Here is a 14,249-nt window from a genome sequence, read left to right as displayed (position 1 = left end):
CGCGTGTTATTATCAAGGCAAGGCAAGATCGAACGATGCCAAAAGTTCATGCACAAACGATGAGACAATGCCAACATGACCGACAAATTAACTTCCCTGCGCCAGCTGACCACGGTGGTTGCGGATACCGGTGATATTGCTGCCATGAAGCTGTATCAGCCGCAAGATGCGACAACCAACCCTTCGCTGATCCTCAATGCAGCCCAGATCCCTGAATATCGCAAGCTGATTGACGAAGCTATCGCATGGGCGCGCGAGCAGAGCGGCGATCGCGAGCAGCAGATCGCCGATGCGGCGGACAAACTGGCGGTGAACATTGGTCTGGAAATTCTGAAGCTGGTGCCGGGCCGCATCTCCACCGAAGTCGATGCGCGCCTCTCTTACGACACCGAAGCCAGCGTCGCCAAGGCCAAGCGTCTGATCAAGCTGTACAACGAGGCCGGCATCAGCAACGATCGTATCCTGATCAAACTGGCCTCTACCTGGCAAGGCATCCGCGCGGCGGAACGCCTGGAGAAAGAGGGCATCAACTGTAACCTGACCCTGCTGTTCTCCTTCGCTCAGGCACGCGCCTGCGCCGAAGCCGGCGTGTACCTGATTTCTCCTTTCGTCGGCCGTATCCTTGACTGGTACAAAGCCAATGGCGACAAGAAAGAGTTCGCGCCGCACGAAGATCCGGGCGTGGTTTCCGTAAGCGAAATCTACCAGTACTACAAACAGCACGGCTATGAAACCGTGGTGATGGGCGCCAGCTTCCGCAACGTCGGCGAGATCATCGAACTGGCGGGCTGTGACCGTCTGACCATCGCGCCGGCGCTGCTGAAAGAGCTGGCGGAAAGCGAAGGCGCGGTTGAGCGTAAGCTCGCCTACAGCGGCGAAGTGAAAGCACGCCCTGCGGCGCTGACCGAACCTGAATTCTACTGGCAGCACAACCAGGATCCGATGGCGGTGGAAAAACTGACCGACGGTATCCGCAAGTTTGCCGTTGACCAGGGCAAGCTGGAAAAAATGATCGCCGATCTGCTGTAAGTTACACAGGTGCAGGATGACAAAAAGGTGGCTCAGGCCACCTTTTTTTATGCCTGTTGCTTCCTGCGACGGGCGGAGGCCGTATACTCTCGGCATTGATAACGGGGCGGGAGATGACGCCGCCCGCATTTCGTCAGGTTGTAGAGGTTAAGCATGGACACATTACGTATTGGTTTGGTTTCGATTTCCGATCGCGCTTCCGGCGGCGTTTACCAGGACAAGGGCATTCCGGCGCTGGAAGCGTGGCTGAGCAGCGCCCTGACGACGCCGTACAAGCTGGAGACGCGCCTGATCCCGGATGAACAAACTCTGATCGAACATACCCTGTGCGAACTGGTGGATGAAACGGGCTGCCACCTGGTGCTGACCACCGGCGGCACCGGCCCGTCACGCCGCGATGTGACGCCGGACGCAACGCTGGCGATTGCCGACCGCGTGATGCCGGGCTTCGGCGAGCAAATGCGCCAAATCAGCCTACACTATGTGCCAACGGCGATTCTTTCACGTCAGATCGGGGCGATTCGCAAGCAGGCGCTGATTATCAACCTGCCGGGCCAGCCGAAGTCGATCAAGGAGACGCTGGAAGGGGTGAAGGACGAGCAGGGTAAGGTGGTGGTGCACGGCATTTTCGCCAGCGTACCGTACTGTATCCAGTTGCTTGAAGGGCCGTATGTGGAAACGGACGATGCGGTGGTCACCGCCTTCCGGCCGAAAAGCGCGCGTCGTGACGCGAACGATTAACGCCAGGCGGCCTCTTGTCAGGCTGGTGTGAAATAAAATTGCCGTTATATACCCTAAATAATTCGAGTTGCAGGAAGGCGGCAAGGGAGGGAATCCCGATGAGCTTACTCAGGTCAGTGATTCGGGTGACTGAGCGTAGCCAACACACCTGCAGCTTGAAGTATGGCGGGTATAGTAAGGATTCATTTACAGCGCGCCACCGAGCGCGCGTGATTTTATCTGCTTCCTCTGACGGTAACCTATGCATCATGACACGCAACGCCGGCTGAACCGGCAAGACTATAAGACTCTGACGCTGGCAGCGCTGGGCGGGGCATTGGAGTTTTATGACTTCATCATTTTCGTCTTCTTCGCCGCCGTAGTCGGCGAGCTGTTCTTCCCGGCTGAGATGCCGGAATGGCTGCGTTTGGTGCAGACCTTCGGCATTTTCGCTGCCGGCTATCTGGCCCGTCCGCTGGGTGGGATCGTGATGGCGCACTTCGGCGACCGGGTCGGGCGCAAGAAAATGTTCAGCCTGAGTATTCTGCTGATGGCGCTGCCCACGCTGGGCATGGGCCTGCTGCCGACTTACGCCAGCATCGGTATCGCCGCACCGCTGTTGCTGTTGCTGATGCGTCTGCTACAGGGCGCCGCCATCGGCGGCGAAGTGCCGGGCGCCTGGGTATTTGTGGCGGAGCATGTGCCGCGTAAACGCGTCGGCCTGGCCTGCGGCACGCTGACCGCCGGCCTTACCGTCGGCATCTTGCTGGGTTCTCTGGTCGCTACCGTCATCAACACCACGCTGAGCGCGCAAAGTATTACAGACGGCGGCTGGCGCGTGCCCTTCCTGCTGGGCGGCATTTTCGGGTTGATCGCCATGTATCTGCGCCGCTGGCTGCAGGAAACGCCGGTGTTTGTCGAAATGCAGGCGCGTAAGGCGCTGGCGGAGGAGCTGCCGCTGAAAACGGTGGTGAAGCAGTATAAGAAAGAGGTGGTGGTTTCGATGCTGCTGACCTGGCTGCTGTCCGCCGGCGTGGTGGTGGTGATCCTGATGACGCCGACCTACCTGCAAAAGCAGTTCGGCATTGCGCCGGCGTTGACGCTGCAGGCCAACAGCATCGCCACCATTATGCTGATTTTCGGCTGTCTGGCCGCCGGGCTGGCGGCCGATCGCTTTGGCGCCAGCAAAACCTTTATCGTCGGCAGCCTGCTGCTGGCCGGCTGCAGCTGGCTGTTTTATCAGACCGTGGCGCAGCATGCGGAAATGCTGTTCGCCTGTTATGCGCTGGTGGGATTCAGCGTCGGCGTCGTGGGGGCGGTACCGTTTGTGATGGTGCGCGCATTTCCACCGGCGGTGCGCTTCAGCGGCATTTCGTTCTCTTATAACCTGTCATACGCCATTTTCGGCGGTCTGACGCCGATTTTCGTCACCTTAATGATGAAGGTGACGCCGCTGGCGCCCGCCTACTATGTGCTGGCGCTGTCGGCGCTCGGGCTGGCGCTGGGGATCTATCTGCACCGCGATCTGGACGGCGACCGTGTGGCGCCGCACGCCGATTCGCTGGCCGATCTGTAACGTATCGCCGGCCAGGGACGGCCGGCCGAACGCGCGATCGCCACGCCGCAAAGAAATTTTTTTACTTTACCCCTTGATGCCGGGCCAGATGCCCCCATCTTATTCTCAACCGCAGTTGCTGATCGTGGTATCACCTTCGCCTTTCACCCGCAACCTCGTGGTTTGAGCGTTGAAACGCGTGGGATACAAGGCGGAAAAATCGGGCAGTTGAAAAGTAAAAAAATGTCCGCATATAGGTTAGCAACTTGACCGAAATCGAATTTATTAGTGGAGATGTTTAGATGGGCAAAATTATTGGTATCGACCTGGGTACTACCAACTCTTGTGTAGCTATTATGGATGGCAACAAGGCACGCGTGCTGGAAAACGCCGAAGGCGACCGCACCACGCCGTCAATCATTGCCTATACCCAGGATGGTGAAACTCTGGTTGGCCAGCCGGCTAAACGTCAGGCTGTCACTAACCCACAAAACACCCTGTTTGCGATCAAGCGCCTGATCGGCCGTCGCTTCCAGGACGAAGAAGCACAGCGTGATAAAGACATCATGCCGTACAAAATCATCGGCGCTGATAACGGCGACGCATGGCTGGAAGTGAAAGGCCAGAAAATGGCACCGCCGCAGATCTCTGCCGAAGTGCTGAAGAAAATGAAGAAAACGGCTGAAGATTACCTGGGCGAACCGGTAACTGAAGCGGTTATCACCGTACCGGCTTACTTCAACGATGCGCAGCGTCAGGCGACCAAAGACGCCGGCCGTATCGCCGGTCTGGAAGTAAAACGTATCATCAACGAACCAACGGCTGCGGCCCTGGCTTACGGCCTGGACAAAGAAGTCGGCAACCGCACCATCGCGGTTTATGACCTGGGCGGCGGTACTTTCGATATCTCCATCATCGAAATCGACGAAGTTGACGGCGAAAAAACCTTCGAAGTTCTGGCGACCAACGGTGACACCCACCTGGGCGGCGAAGACTTCGACAGCCGTCTGATCAACTACCTGGTGGAAGAGTTCAAGAAAGAGCAGGGCATTGACCTGCGTAACGATCCGCTGGCGATGCAGCGTCTGAAAGAAGCCGCTGAGAAAGCGAAGATCGAGCTGTCTTCCGCACAGCAGACCGACGTCAACCTGCCGTACATCACTGCAGATGCGACCGGTCCGAAACACATGAACATCAAAGTGACCCGTGCGAAACTCGAGTCGCTGGTTGAAGATCTGGTGGCGCGTTCCATCGAGCCGCTGAAAGTGGCGCTGACCGATGCAGGCCTGTCCGTATCCGACATCCAGGACGTAATCCTGGTTGGTGGCCAGACCCGTATGCCAATGGTTCAGAAGAAAGTTGCTGACTTCTTCGGTAAAGAACCGCGTAAAGACGTGAACCCGGACGAAGCGGTTGCCATCGGCGCTGCGGTTCAGGGCGGCGTATTGGCCGGTGATGTGAAAGACGTGCTGCTGCTGGACGTTACCCCGTTGTCTCTGGGTATCGAAACCATGGGCGGCGTGATGACTTCGCTGATCAGCAAAAACACCACGATCCCGACCAAGCACAGCCAGGTGTTCTCTACCGCTGAAGACAACCAGTCTGCGGTAACCATCCACGTGCTGCAGGGCGAGCGTAAGCGTTCCAGCGATAACAAGTCTCTGGGCCAGTTCAACCTGGACGGCATCCAGCCGGCACCGCGCGGTATGGCGCAGATCGAAGTGACCTTCGATATCGATGCCGACGGCATCCTGCACGTGTCTGCCAAAGACAAGAATACCGGTAAAGAGCAGAAAATCACCATTAAGGCCTCTTCTGGCCTGGACGAAGATGAAATCCAGAAAATGGTGAACGACGCGGAAGCCAACGCTGAAGCTGACCGTAAGTTCGAAGAGCTGGTGCAGACGCGCAACCAGGCGGATCACCTGATCCACGGCACGCGTAAGCAACTGGAAGAAGCCGGCGAGCAGCTGCCAGCGGAAGATAAAACCGCTATCGAAAGCGCGCTGAGCGAGCTGGAAACCGCGGCGAAAGGCGAAGACAAAGCCGAGATCGACGCGAAGACCCAGGCGCTGGTGCAGGTTTCCGGCAAGCTGATGGAAATGGCGCAGGCTCAGGCGCAGGCACAGGGTGCTGACGCGGGTGCGGCAGACAACGCGGCGAAGAAAGAAGACGACGTTGTCGACGCTGAGTTCGAAGAAGTGAAAGACAAAAAATAATCGCCCTTAAGCGGGCACGGTAACGCCGCTAACGCGTTACTGGAAACCAGCACGGGCGTCGAGGCAACTCTGCGCCCGTGCACGCATGTTAGGGCTAATAAAGACAATGGCGAAGAAAGACTATTACGAGGTTCTCGGCGTCGCCAAAACGGCGGATGAGCGCGAAATCAAAAAGGCGTATAAGCGCCTGGCGATGAAGTTCCACCCGGACCGTAACCAGGAACAAGATGCCGAAAGCCGCTTTAAAGAGATCAAGGAAGCTTACGAAATCCTGGGCGACGAGCAGAAGCGCGCCGCTTACGATCAGTACGGCCATGCCGCGTTTGAGCAGGGCGGTATGGGCGGCGGCGGCTTTGGCGGCGGCGGTGCCGACTTTAGCGATATCTTTGGTGACGTCTTCGGCGATATTTTCGGCGGTGGCCGTCGTCAGCGCGCCAGCCGTGGCTCCGATCTGCGTTACAACATGGAGCTGACGCTGGAAGAAGCGGTACGCGGCGTCACCAAAGAGATTCGTATCCCGACGCTGGAAGAGTGTGACGTTTGCCATGGCAGCGGCGCCAAACCGGGCAGCTCGCCGGTCACCTGTCCAACTTGTCACGGTCAGGGCCAGGTGCAGATGCGTCAGGGCTTCTTCACCGTGCAGCAGGCATGTCCGCACTGCCACGGCCGCGGCCAGATTATCAAAGATCCGTGCAACAGCTGCCACGGCCATGGCCGGGTAGAAAAATCCAAAACGCTGTCGGTGAAAATTCCTGCCGGCGTGGATACCGGCGACCGCATCCGCCTGGCGGGTGAAGGTGAAGCCGGCGAGCACGGTGCACCGGCCGGCGATCTGTACGTGCAGGTGCAGGTAAAAGCCCACCCGATCTTTGAACGTGAAGGCAATAACCTGTATTGCGAAGTGCCGATTAACTTTGCCATGGCGGCGCTGGGCGGCGAGATTGAAGTTCCGACGCTCGACGGCCGCGTGAAGCTGAAGGTGCCTTCAGAAACGCAAACCGGCAAGCTGTTCCGCATGCGCGGCAAAGGCGTGAAATCCGTGCGCGGCGGCAGCCAGGGCGACCTGCTGTGCCGTGTGGTGGTGGAAACGCCGGTCAAGCTCAACGAAAAACAGAAGCAGCTGTTGAAAGAGCTGGAAGAGAGCCTTGGCGGTCCTTCCGGCGATAAAAACAGCCCGCGCTCGAAGAGCTTCTTCGACGGGGTGAAAAAGTTCTTTGATGACTTGACCCGTTAACGCTAACGCTGCATTAACTGTCTTAAAACCCCGGCCCTGGCGCCGGGGTTTTCTTTTGGGGACGGCAGCGGCGTGTTGGTTTGCGTGATTAATCTCTCAGTTGAGTCGGTTTTTACGAATAATTTCGCACTAATAATCTTGTTTTTACGAATCATCGTGCAAGCTATACTCACTCTATACGTGGTTGATGCAAGGCGGAGACGTTTTGTATTTTTGTCGGGAGTGACAGTGCATGACCAATATTATTCGTCAGTTTTTACGTCAGGAAGCGGCAGGCGGCATCATTTTGATTGTGGCGGCAGTGATCGCCCTGATGATGGCCAACTCGCCGCTGCAGGGCGTGTATCAGGGATTCCTTAACCTGCCGGTGATGGTGAAGATTGCCTCACTGGAAATTGCCAAGCCGCTGCTGCTGTGGATTAACGATGGCCTGATGGCGATCTTCTTCCTGGTGGTCGGGTTGGAAGTAAAACGCGAGCTGATGCAGGGCTCGCTGGCCGGGCGCGATAAAGCGGTGTTCCCGGCGATTGCCGCGCTGGGCGGCATGTTGGCGCCGGCGCTGATTTACCTGCTGTTCAACGGCGCCGATGACATTGCACGGCAGGGGTGGGCGATTCCGGCTGCGACCGATATTGCCTTTGCCTTGGGGGTGATGGCGCTGCTGGGCAACCGCGTGCCGACCAGCCTGAAAGTGTTCCTGCTGGCGCTGGCGATTATCGATGACCTTGGGGTTATCGTGATTATTGCCCTGTTCTATACCCATGAAGTATCGCTGGTGGCGCTGGGGGTTGCGGCGGCGGCCGTTGCGGTACTGGCGCTGATGAACTGGCGCGGGGTGAGCAAAACCTCTATCTATATGATCGTCGGTTTGGTGCTGTGGGTGGCGATCCTCAAATCCGGCGTGCATGCGACGTTGGCCGGGGTGATTGTCGGCTTTATGATTCCGCTGAAGGTCAAAAAGGGGCCGTCGCCGTCCGAAACGCTGGAGCATGAGATGCACCCTTGGGTTGCGTTCCTGATTCTGCCGCTGTTCGCCTTTGCCAACGCCGGGGTGTCGCTGGAGGGCGTTTCCCTCAACGGTCTGGCTTCCTTGCTGCCGATGGGCATTGCCGCCGGTCTGTTTATCGGCAAGCCGCTGGGGATCTTTATCTTCAGCTGGCTGGCGGTGAAGTCCGGCATTGCCCGTCTGCCGGAGGATATCGGCTTCAAACAGGTGTTTGCCGTTTCGGTTCTGTGTGGTATTGGTTTTACCATGTCGATCTTTATCGCATCGCTGGCCTTCAGCGGGGCGGATGAAGCGTTCAGCACCTACTCGCGTCTGGGGATTCTGTTAGGCTCCACCGCGGCGGCGCTGGTGGGTTATGCGCTGCTGCGCCTGTCGCTGGCGCACAGAGGCAAATAGGCAATAACCTTGCCGCAAGATGGGCTACAATTGTGGTCGGAGCTGTGTATCGTGATGGCGGCTCCGGCCTTGAATCAGAGGTAGGAAATATGTCGCCAGGAAGAAAAGGGAGTTTGTCGCTCAATACGGCAGACCGTTTGCCGCAGCGAAGCGTAAGGAGAACAACGTCGTGAGAATGTCGCATATCAACTTTAATCATCTGTATTACTTCTGGCAGGTCTGCAAGGAAGGCTCGGTAGTGGGCGCGGCGGAAGCGCTGTTCCTGACCCCGCAGACGATTACCGGCCAGATCAAGGCGCTGGAAGAGCGTTTGAACGGCAAACTGTTCAAGCGTCAGGGGCGCGGTCTGGTGCCGTCCGAGCTGGGGCAACTGGTATTTCGCTACGCCGACAAGATGTTTATGCTCAGCCAGGAAATGCTGGATATCGTCAATTATCGCAAAGAGTCCAACCTGCTGTTTGACGTCGGCGTGGCGGACGCATTGTCCAAACGTCTGGTCAGCCAGGTGCTGGAAACGGCGGTGGTGGAAAACGAGCAAATTCATCTTCGCTGCTTCGAGTCGACGCATGAGATGCTGCTGGAGCAGCTCAGCCAGCATAAGCTGGATATGATCCTGTCGGACTGCCCGGTGGACTCCAGCCAGCAGGAAGGGCTGTTTTCGCTGAAGCTGGGTGAGTGCGGCATCAGTTTTTTCTGCCGTCAGCCGGCGCCGGAGCTGCCGTTTCCCGCCTGCCTGCAGCAACGTAAACTGCTGATCCCTGGCCGGCGCTCGATGCTGGGCCGCAAACTGCTTAACTGGTTCAACAGCCAGGGCATTCAGGTTGAAGTGCTGGGGGAGTTTGACGACGCGGCGCTGATGAAGGCGTTCGGCATGTACCACAACGCCATTTTTGTCGCCCCGACGTTGTATGCGCAGGATACCTACAATGATGATGACGTGGTGGAGATCGGCCGTATCGATAACGTGCAGGAAGAATACTACGTGATTTTTGCCGAACGTATGATTCAGCATCCGGCGGTGCAGCGGGTGTGCAACAAGGATTTTTCAGCGCTATTTTCCATCTGAGGCTGAACGCAGACGTAAAAAAACCGGCCAAAGCCGGTTTTTTTAACAAGCAGACAACGTAATGCTTACTGCATTGCGTTGATTTGCGCAGTCAGGTTTGACTTATGACGCGCTGCTTTGTTTTTGTGGATCAGGCCTTTAGCAGCCTGGCGATCCACAAGTGGTTGCATTTCGTTGAATGCGTTTTGTGCTGCAGTTTTGTCGCCGGCTGCGATAGCGGCATATACCTTCTTGATGAAGGTACGCACCATTGAGCGACGGCTAGCATTGTGCTTGCGGCGTTTCTCAGACTGTACGGCGCGTTTCTTAGCTGATTTGATATTAGCCAAGGTCCAACTCCCAAATATATTCTATTGAGGACAATTCAAAGGCCGAGGAATATGCCCTTTTAGCCTTCGTTTGTCAATGGATTTGTGCAAATAAGCGCCGTTTGTACGGTCGGCACTCGCTACGTTGTGATGGCGCAGGATTTTACCAGCTTCGGTCATGGGAATACAGTGTTTCGCGATAAAATTCGCCCGCTTTTACGCCATGGCGACGACAAGGCGACGCGTGCCCGGCTGTGGGCGCTTCTCTATTGCCGGATAAACTGCGCTTTAGGCGTTTCTCCCGCCGACGATCTTCGGTATGGTGTGACTATTACATCCAAGGAAGCAATCGCGGGTTAACCTTAACCGCTGTACAAGGTATAATCCGCCGATTTCCACTGTTTTGAGCCAGCTATGGAGCTAATTCGCGGCATTCACAACATTCGGGCGCGCCACCATGGTTGCGTGCTCACCATCGGCAATTTTGACGGCGTGCATCGCGGTCACAAGGCGCTGTTGGAGCAGCTAAAGCAAGAAGGCAAACGCCTTGGGCTGCCGGTGATCGTCATGATTTTTGAGCCGCAGCCGCTGGAGCTGTTTGCGGCGGACAAGGCACCGGCCCGCCTGACGCGCTTGCGCGACAAGGCGAAGTATCTGGCGCAGGCCGGGGTTGATTACCTGCTGTGCGTCAAGTTCGATCCGCGTTTTGCCGCCAATACCGCACAGTCCTTTGTTGCCGAGCTGCTGGTGCAAAAACTGGGGGTGAAGTTCCTGATGGTAGGGGACGATTTTCGCTTTGGCGCCAACCGCCTCGGCGATTTCCCGCTATTGCAGAAAGCCGGTGCGGAATACGGTTTTGAGGTGGTCAGCACCCCGACCTTCCGTGAAAGCGGGCAGCGCATCAGCAGCACGGCAATCCGCAATGCGCTGCGTGATGATGATCTGCCGCTGGCGGAAACGCTGCTGGGCCATCCTTACAGCATTTCCGGGCGCGTGGTGCACGGCGATGAGCTGGGGCGCACCATCGGCTTCCCGACCGCCAATCTGCCGCTGAAGCGGCTGGTTGCGCCGGTGAAAGGCGTGTATGCCGTCGAGGTATACGGCCTTGGCCCGCAACCGTTGCCGGGCGTCGCCAATATCGGCACGCGCCCGACCGTCGCCGGCGTGCGCCAGCAGCTGGAAGTCCATCTGCTGGACGTCACAATGGATCTTTATGGGCGCCATATTGACGTGGTGCTCCGCGCAAAACTGCGCAATGAACAGCGTTTTGCTTCGCTCGACGCGCTGAAGCAGCAAATCGCCAATGATGTGGTGAGCGCCCGGGAATTCTTCGGGCCAAAGACACTGGTTTAATCGCTCTACCTAAATAGCCGAAAACGGAAACGAGAATCTCATGAGTGACTATAAGAACACCCTGAACCTGCCGGAAACAGGGTTCCCGATGCGCGGCGATCTCGCCAAGCGCGAACCTGGCATGCTGCAACGTTGGTATGAACAGGATCTGTACGGGATTATTCGTGCTGCCAAAAAGGGCAAAAAAACCTTTATTCTGCATGACGGCCCTCCGTATGCGAACGGCAACATTCACATTGGTCACTCGGTTAACAAGATTCTCAAAGACATTATTATCAAGTCGAAAGGGATGGCCGGTTACGACTCGCCGTATGTGCCGGGCTGGGACTGCCACGGTCTGCCGATCGAACTGAAAGTCGAGCAGCTGTACGGCAAGCCGGGCGAAAAGCTGAGCGCCGCCGAGTTCCGTCAGAAGTGCCGTGAATACGCCAAAGAGCAGGTTGAAGGCCAGAAGAAGGACTTTATCCGCCTGGGCGTGCTGGGCGACTGGGATCGCCCGTACCTGACGATGGACTTTAAAACCGAAGCCAACATCATTCGTGCGCTGGGTAAAATCATCGACAACGGCCACCTGCTGAAGGGCGCCAAGCCGGTTCACTGGTGTACCGACTGCGGTTCTTCCCTGGCGGAAGCGGAAGTCGAGTATTACGACAAAACCTCGCCGTCGATCGACGTGGCCTTCCACGCCAGCGATGCGGCGGCGGTGGCGGCCAAGTTCGGCGTCAGCAACTTCAGCGGCGCGATTTCGCTGGTGATCTGGACCACCACGCCGTGGACTCTGCCGGCCAACCGGGCGATCTCGCTGAACCCGGAATTCACCTACCAATTGGTGCAGGTTGACGGCCAGAGCCTGATTCTGGCCGAAGATCTGGTGAGCAGCGTGATGAAACGCGCCGGCATCACCGACTGGACGGTGCTGGGCAGTTGCCAGGGCGCCGATCTGGAGCTGCTGCGTTTCCAGCATCCGTTTATGGGCTTCGACGTGCCGGCGATCATGGGCGACCATGTGACGTTGGACGCAGGTACCGGCGCGGTGCATACCGCCGGCGGCCACGGCCCGGACGACTTCGTCATCAGCCAGAAATACGGTTTGGAGATCGCCAACCCGGTCGGCCCGAACGGCTGCTACCTGACCGGCACCCATCCGCAACTGGACGGCAAATTTGTCTTCAAGGCCAACGATCTGATCGTGGAAATGCTGCGCGAGCAAGGCGCGCTGCTGCATGTGGAAAAACTGCAGCACAGCTATCCGTGCTGCTGGCGTCACAAAACGCCGATCATCTTCCGCGCCACGCCGCAGTGGTTTATCAGCATGGATCAGAAAGGTCTGCGTCAGCAGTCGCTGGAAGAGATCAAAGGCGTGAAGTGGATCCCGGACTGGGGCCAGGCGCGTATCGAAACCATGGTCGCCAACCGTCCTGACTGGTGTATTTCGCGTCAGCGCACCTGGGGCGTACCGATGTCGCTGTTCGTGCATAAAGAGACCGAGCAGCTGCACCCGCGCAGCGTTGAGCTGATGGAAGAGGTCGCCAAGCGCGTGGAGCAGGACGGCATCCAGGCGTGGTGGGATCTGAACCCGGCGGACATCCTCGGCGCAGATGCCGACAACTACATGAAAGTGCCGGACACGCTGGACGTCTGGTTCGACTCCGGCTCGACCCATGCGTCAGTGGTTGACGTGCGTCCTGAATTCCAGGGCCACGGCGCGGATATGTATCTGGAAGGTTCCGACCAACACCGCGGCTGGTTTATGTCATCGTTGATGATCTCCACCGCGATGAAGGGCAAGGCGCCGTACAAAGAGGTGCTGACCCATGGCTTCACCGTTGACGGTCAGGGCCGCAAGATGTCCAAGTCGATCGGCAACACCGTCAGTCCGCAGGACGTGATGAACAAGCTGGGCGGCGATATTCTGCGCCTGTGGGTGGCTTCCACCGACTACACCGGCGAGATTGCGGTGTCTGATGAAATCCTCAAGCGTGCCGCCGACTCTTATCGTCGTATTCGTAACACCGCACGCTTCCTGCTGGCGAACCTGAGCGGTTTCGACCCGAGCACCGACTGTCTGGATCCGGAAGACATGGTGGTGCTGGATCGCTGGGCGGTCGGCCGCGCGATGGCGGCGCAAAAAGACATTGAGCACGCCTACGCCAACTACGACTTCCACGAAGTGGTGCAGCGTCTGATGCAGTTCTGCTCGGTTGAGATGGGTTCCTTCTATCTGGACATCATCAAAGACCGCCAGTACACCGCCAAGAGCGACAGCAACGCACGCCGCAGCTGCCAGACCGCGCTGTTCCACATTGCGGAAGCGCTGGTGCGCTGGATGGCGCCGATCATGTCGTTCACCGCTGATGAAATCTGGGGCTTCCTGCCGGGCGATCGCGCGCAGTTCGTCTTTACCGAAGAGTGGTACGACGGCCTGTTCCGTCTGGCCGAAGGCGAAAGCATGAACGACGAGTTCTGGGCCGAGCTGCTGAAAGTGCGCGGCGAAGTCAACAAGGTGCTGGAGCAGGCGCGTGCCGACAAACGTCTGGGCGGTTCGCTGGAAGCGTCCGTCACGCTGTACGCCGACGATGCGCTGGCCGCACACCTAAACAACCTGCAGGATGAGCTGCGTTTCGTACTGCTGACCTCCGGCGCGCGCGTCGCGTCGCTGGCGGATGCGCCGGCGGATGCGCAGCAGAGCGAACAGCTGAAGGGGCTGAAAATCGCCTTTGAAAGCGCTGAAGGTGAAAAATGTCCGCGCTGCTGGCATTACACCACGGATATCGGCAAGGTGGCGGAGCACGCAGATCTTTGCGGCCGCTGTGTGAGCAACGTAGCCGGCGACGGCGAAAAACGTAAATTTGCCTGATGAGTAAACCGATCTGTTCGACCGGCCTGCGTTGGCTGTGGTTAGTGGTTGTGGTGCTGGCGTTGGATTTTGTCAGCAAGCAGTGGATTCTGAGCCATTTCGCGCTGGGCCAGTCCCAGCCGTTGGTGCCGTTCTTCAACCTGTACTACGCGCGTAACTATGGCGCGGCGTTCAGCTTCCTGGCCGACCACGGCGGCTGGCAGCGCTGGTTCTTCGCCGGCATTGCCGTCGCCATCGTGGCGGTGCTGCTGGTGATGATGTACCGCAGCCAGGCGCAGCAAAAGCTGAACAACATTGCCTATGCGTTTATTATCGGCGGCGCGCTGGGCAACCTGTTTGACCGCCTGTGGCACGGCTTTGTGGTCGACTTTATCGATTTCTACGTCGGCAACTGGCATTACCCGACCTTCAATCTCGCAGACAGCTTTATCTGCGTGGGGGCGGCGATGATCGTACTGGAAGGCTTCTTGCCTTCCGGCAAGCGTGCAACGAGTAAAGGTGAGTAA

The 14,249-nt window shown here is 57.8% G+C and carries 11 protein-coding genes; 10 read left to right on the top strand and 1 reads right to left on the bottom strand.

The window, feature by feature from the left end; genetic code table 11:
- Positions 1–75: 75 nt before the first annotated feature.
- The 7 genes from tal (at position 76) to nhaR (ending at position 9,225) form a co-directional block, all read left to right on the top strand.
- Positions 76–1,029, top strand: coding sequence for a transaldolase (gene tal, locus HF675_RS20105; RefSeq protein ID WP_105229708.1), 954 nt, complete (start codon positions 76–78; stop codon positions 1,027–1,029).
- Positions 1,030–1,182: 153 nt separating this feature from the next.
- Complete coding sequence (gene mog, locus HF675_RS20100) at positions 1,183–1,770, top strand: molybdopterin adenylyltransferase (protein WP_105229709.1); 588 nt, start codon at positions 1,183–1,185, stop codon at positions 1,768–1,770.
- 241 nt (positions 1,771–2,011) lie between these two features.
- The gene (locus HF675_RS20095) at positions 2,012–3,325 is read left to right on the top strand and encodes an MFS transporter (RefSeq protein WP_187043647.1); all 1,314 of its coding nucleotides are present in this window, start codon (positions 2,012–2,014) and stop codon (positions 3,323–3,325) included.
- Between the two features lie 281 nt (positions 3,326–3,606).
- The gene (gene dnaK / locus HF675_RS20090; protein ID WP_105229711.1) at positions 3,607–5,523 is read left to right on the top strand and encodes a molecular chaperone DnaK; all 1,917 of its coding nucleotides are present in this window, start codon (positions 3,607–3,609) and stop codon (positions 5,521–5,523) included.
- A gap of 106 nt (positions 5,524–5,629) precedes the next feature.
- On the top strand, positions 5,630–6,757 hold the full coding sequence (gene dnaJ / locus HF675_RS20085; RefSeq protein WP_105229712.1) for a molecular chaperone DnaJ: 1,128 nt from the start codon (positions 5,630–5,632) through the stop codon (positions 6,755–6,757).
- 232 nt (positions 6,758–6,989) lie between these two features.
- Positions 6,990–8,159: a Na+/H+ antiporter NhaA gene (gene nhaA / locus HF675_RS20080; RefSeq protein ID WP_160028469.1), complete on the top strand. Its 1,170-nt coding sequence runs from the start codon at positions 6,990–6,992 to the stop codon at positions 8,157–8,159.
- Between the two features lie 169 nt (positions 8,160–8,328).
- The gene (nhaR, locus tag HF675_RS20075) at positions 8,329–9,225 is read left to right on the top strand and encodes a transcriptional activator NhaR (protein ID WP_105229714.1); all 897 of its coding nucleotides are present in this window, start codon (positions 8,329–8,331) and stop codon (positions 9,223–9,225) included.
- A gap of 65 nt (positions 9,226–9,290) precedes the next feature.
- Here the strand turns inward: nhaR and rpsT are convergent, their stop codons facing one another.
- On the bottom strand, positions 9,291–9,554 hold the full coding sequence (gene rpsT / locus HF675_RS20070) for a 30S ribosomal protein S20 (protein ID WP_015670851.1): 264 nt from the start codon (positions 9,552–9,554) through the stop codon (positions 9,291–9,293).
- A 393-nt stretch (positions 9,555–9,947) separates the two neighbouring features.
- On the opposite strand from rpsT, the gene ribF reads away from it, so the two are divergent.
- The 3 genes from ribF to lspA are packed head-to-tail and all read left to right on the top strand — an operon-like array spanning position 9,948 to position 14,249.
- Complete coding sequence (gene ribF, locus HF675_RS20065; protein WP_105229715.1) at positions 9,948–10,886, top strand: bifunctional riboflavin kinase/FAD synthetase; 939 nt, start codon at positions 9,948–9,950, stop codon at positions 10,884–10,886.
- Between the two features lie 40 nt (positions 10,887–10,926).
- Positions 10,927–13,743, top strand: a complete 2,817-nt coding sequence (ileS, locus tag HF675_RS20060; protein ID WP_105229716.1) for an isoleucine--tRNA ligase — start codon at positions 10,927–10,929, stop codon at positions 13,741–13,743.
- On the top strand, positions 13,743–14,249 hold the full coding sequence (lspA, locus tag HF675_RS20055) for a signal peptidase II (RefSeq protein ID WP_054305905.1): 507 nt from the start codon (positions 13,743–13,745) through the stop codon (positions 14,247–14,249). Before ileS ends, lspA begins: the two co-directional genes overlap by 1 nt.

This window comes from Serratia sp. JUb9, assembly GCF_014298095.1.
Lineage (GTDB): Bacteria > Pseudomonadota > Gammaproteobacteria > Enterobacterales > Enterobacteriaceae > Serratia_B > Serratia_B rhizosphaerae.
The sequence above is the reverse complement of the archived record's forward strand: the minus strand, read 5'-3'. Positions and strand labels throughout refer to the sequence as shown.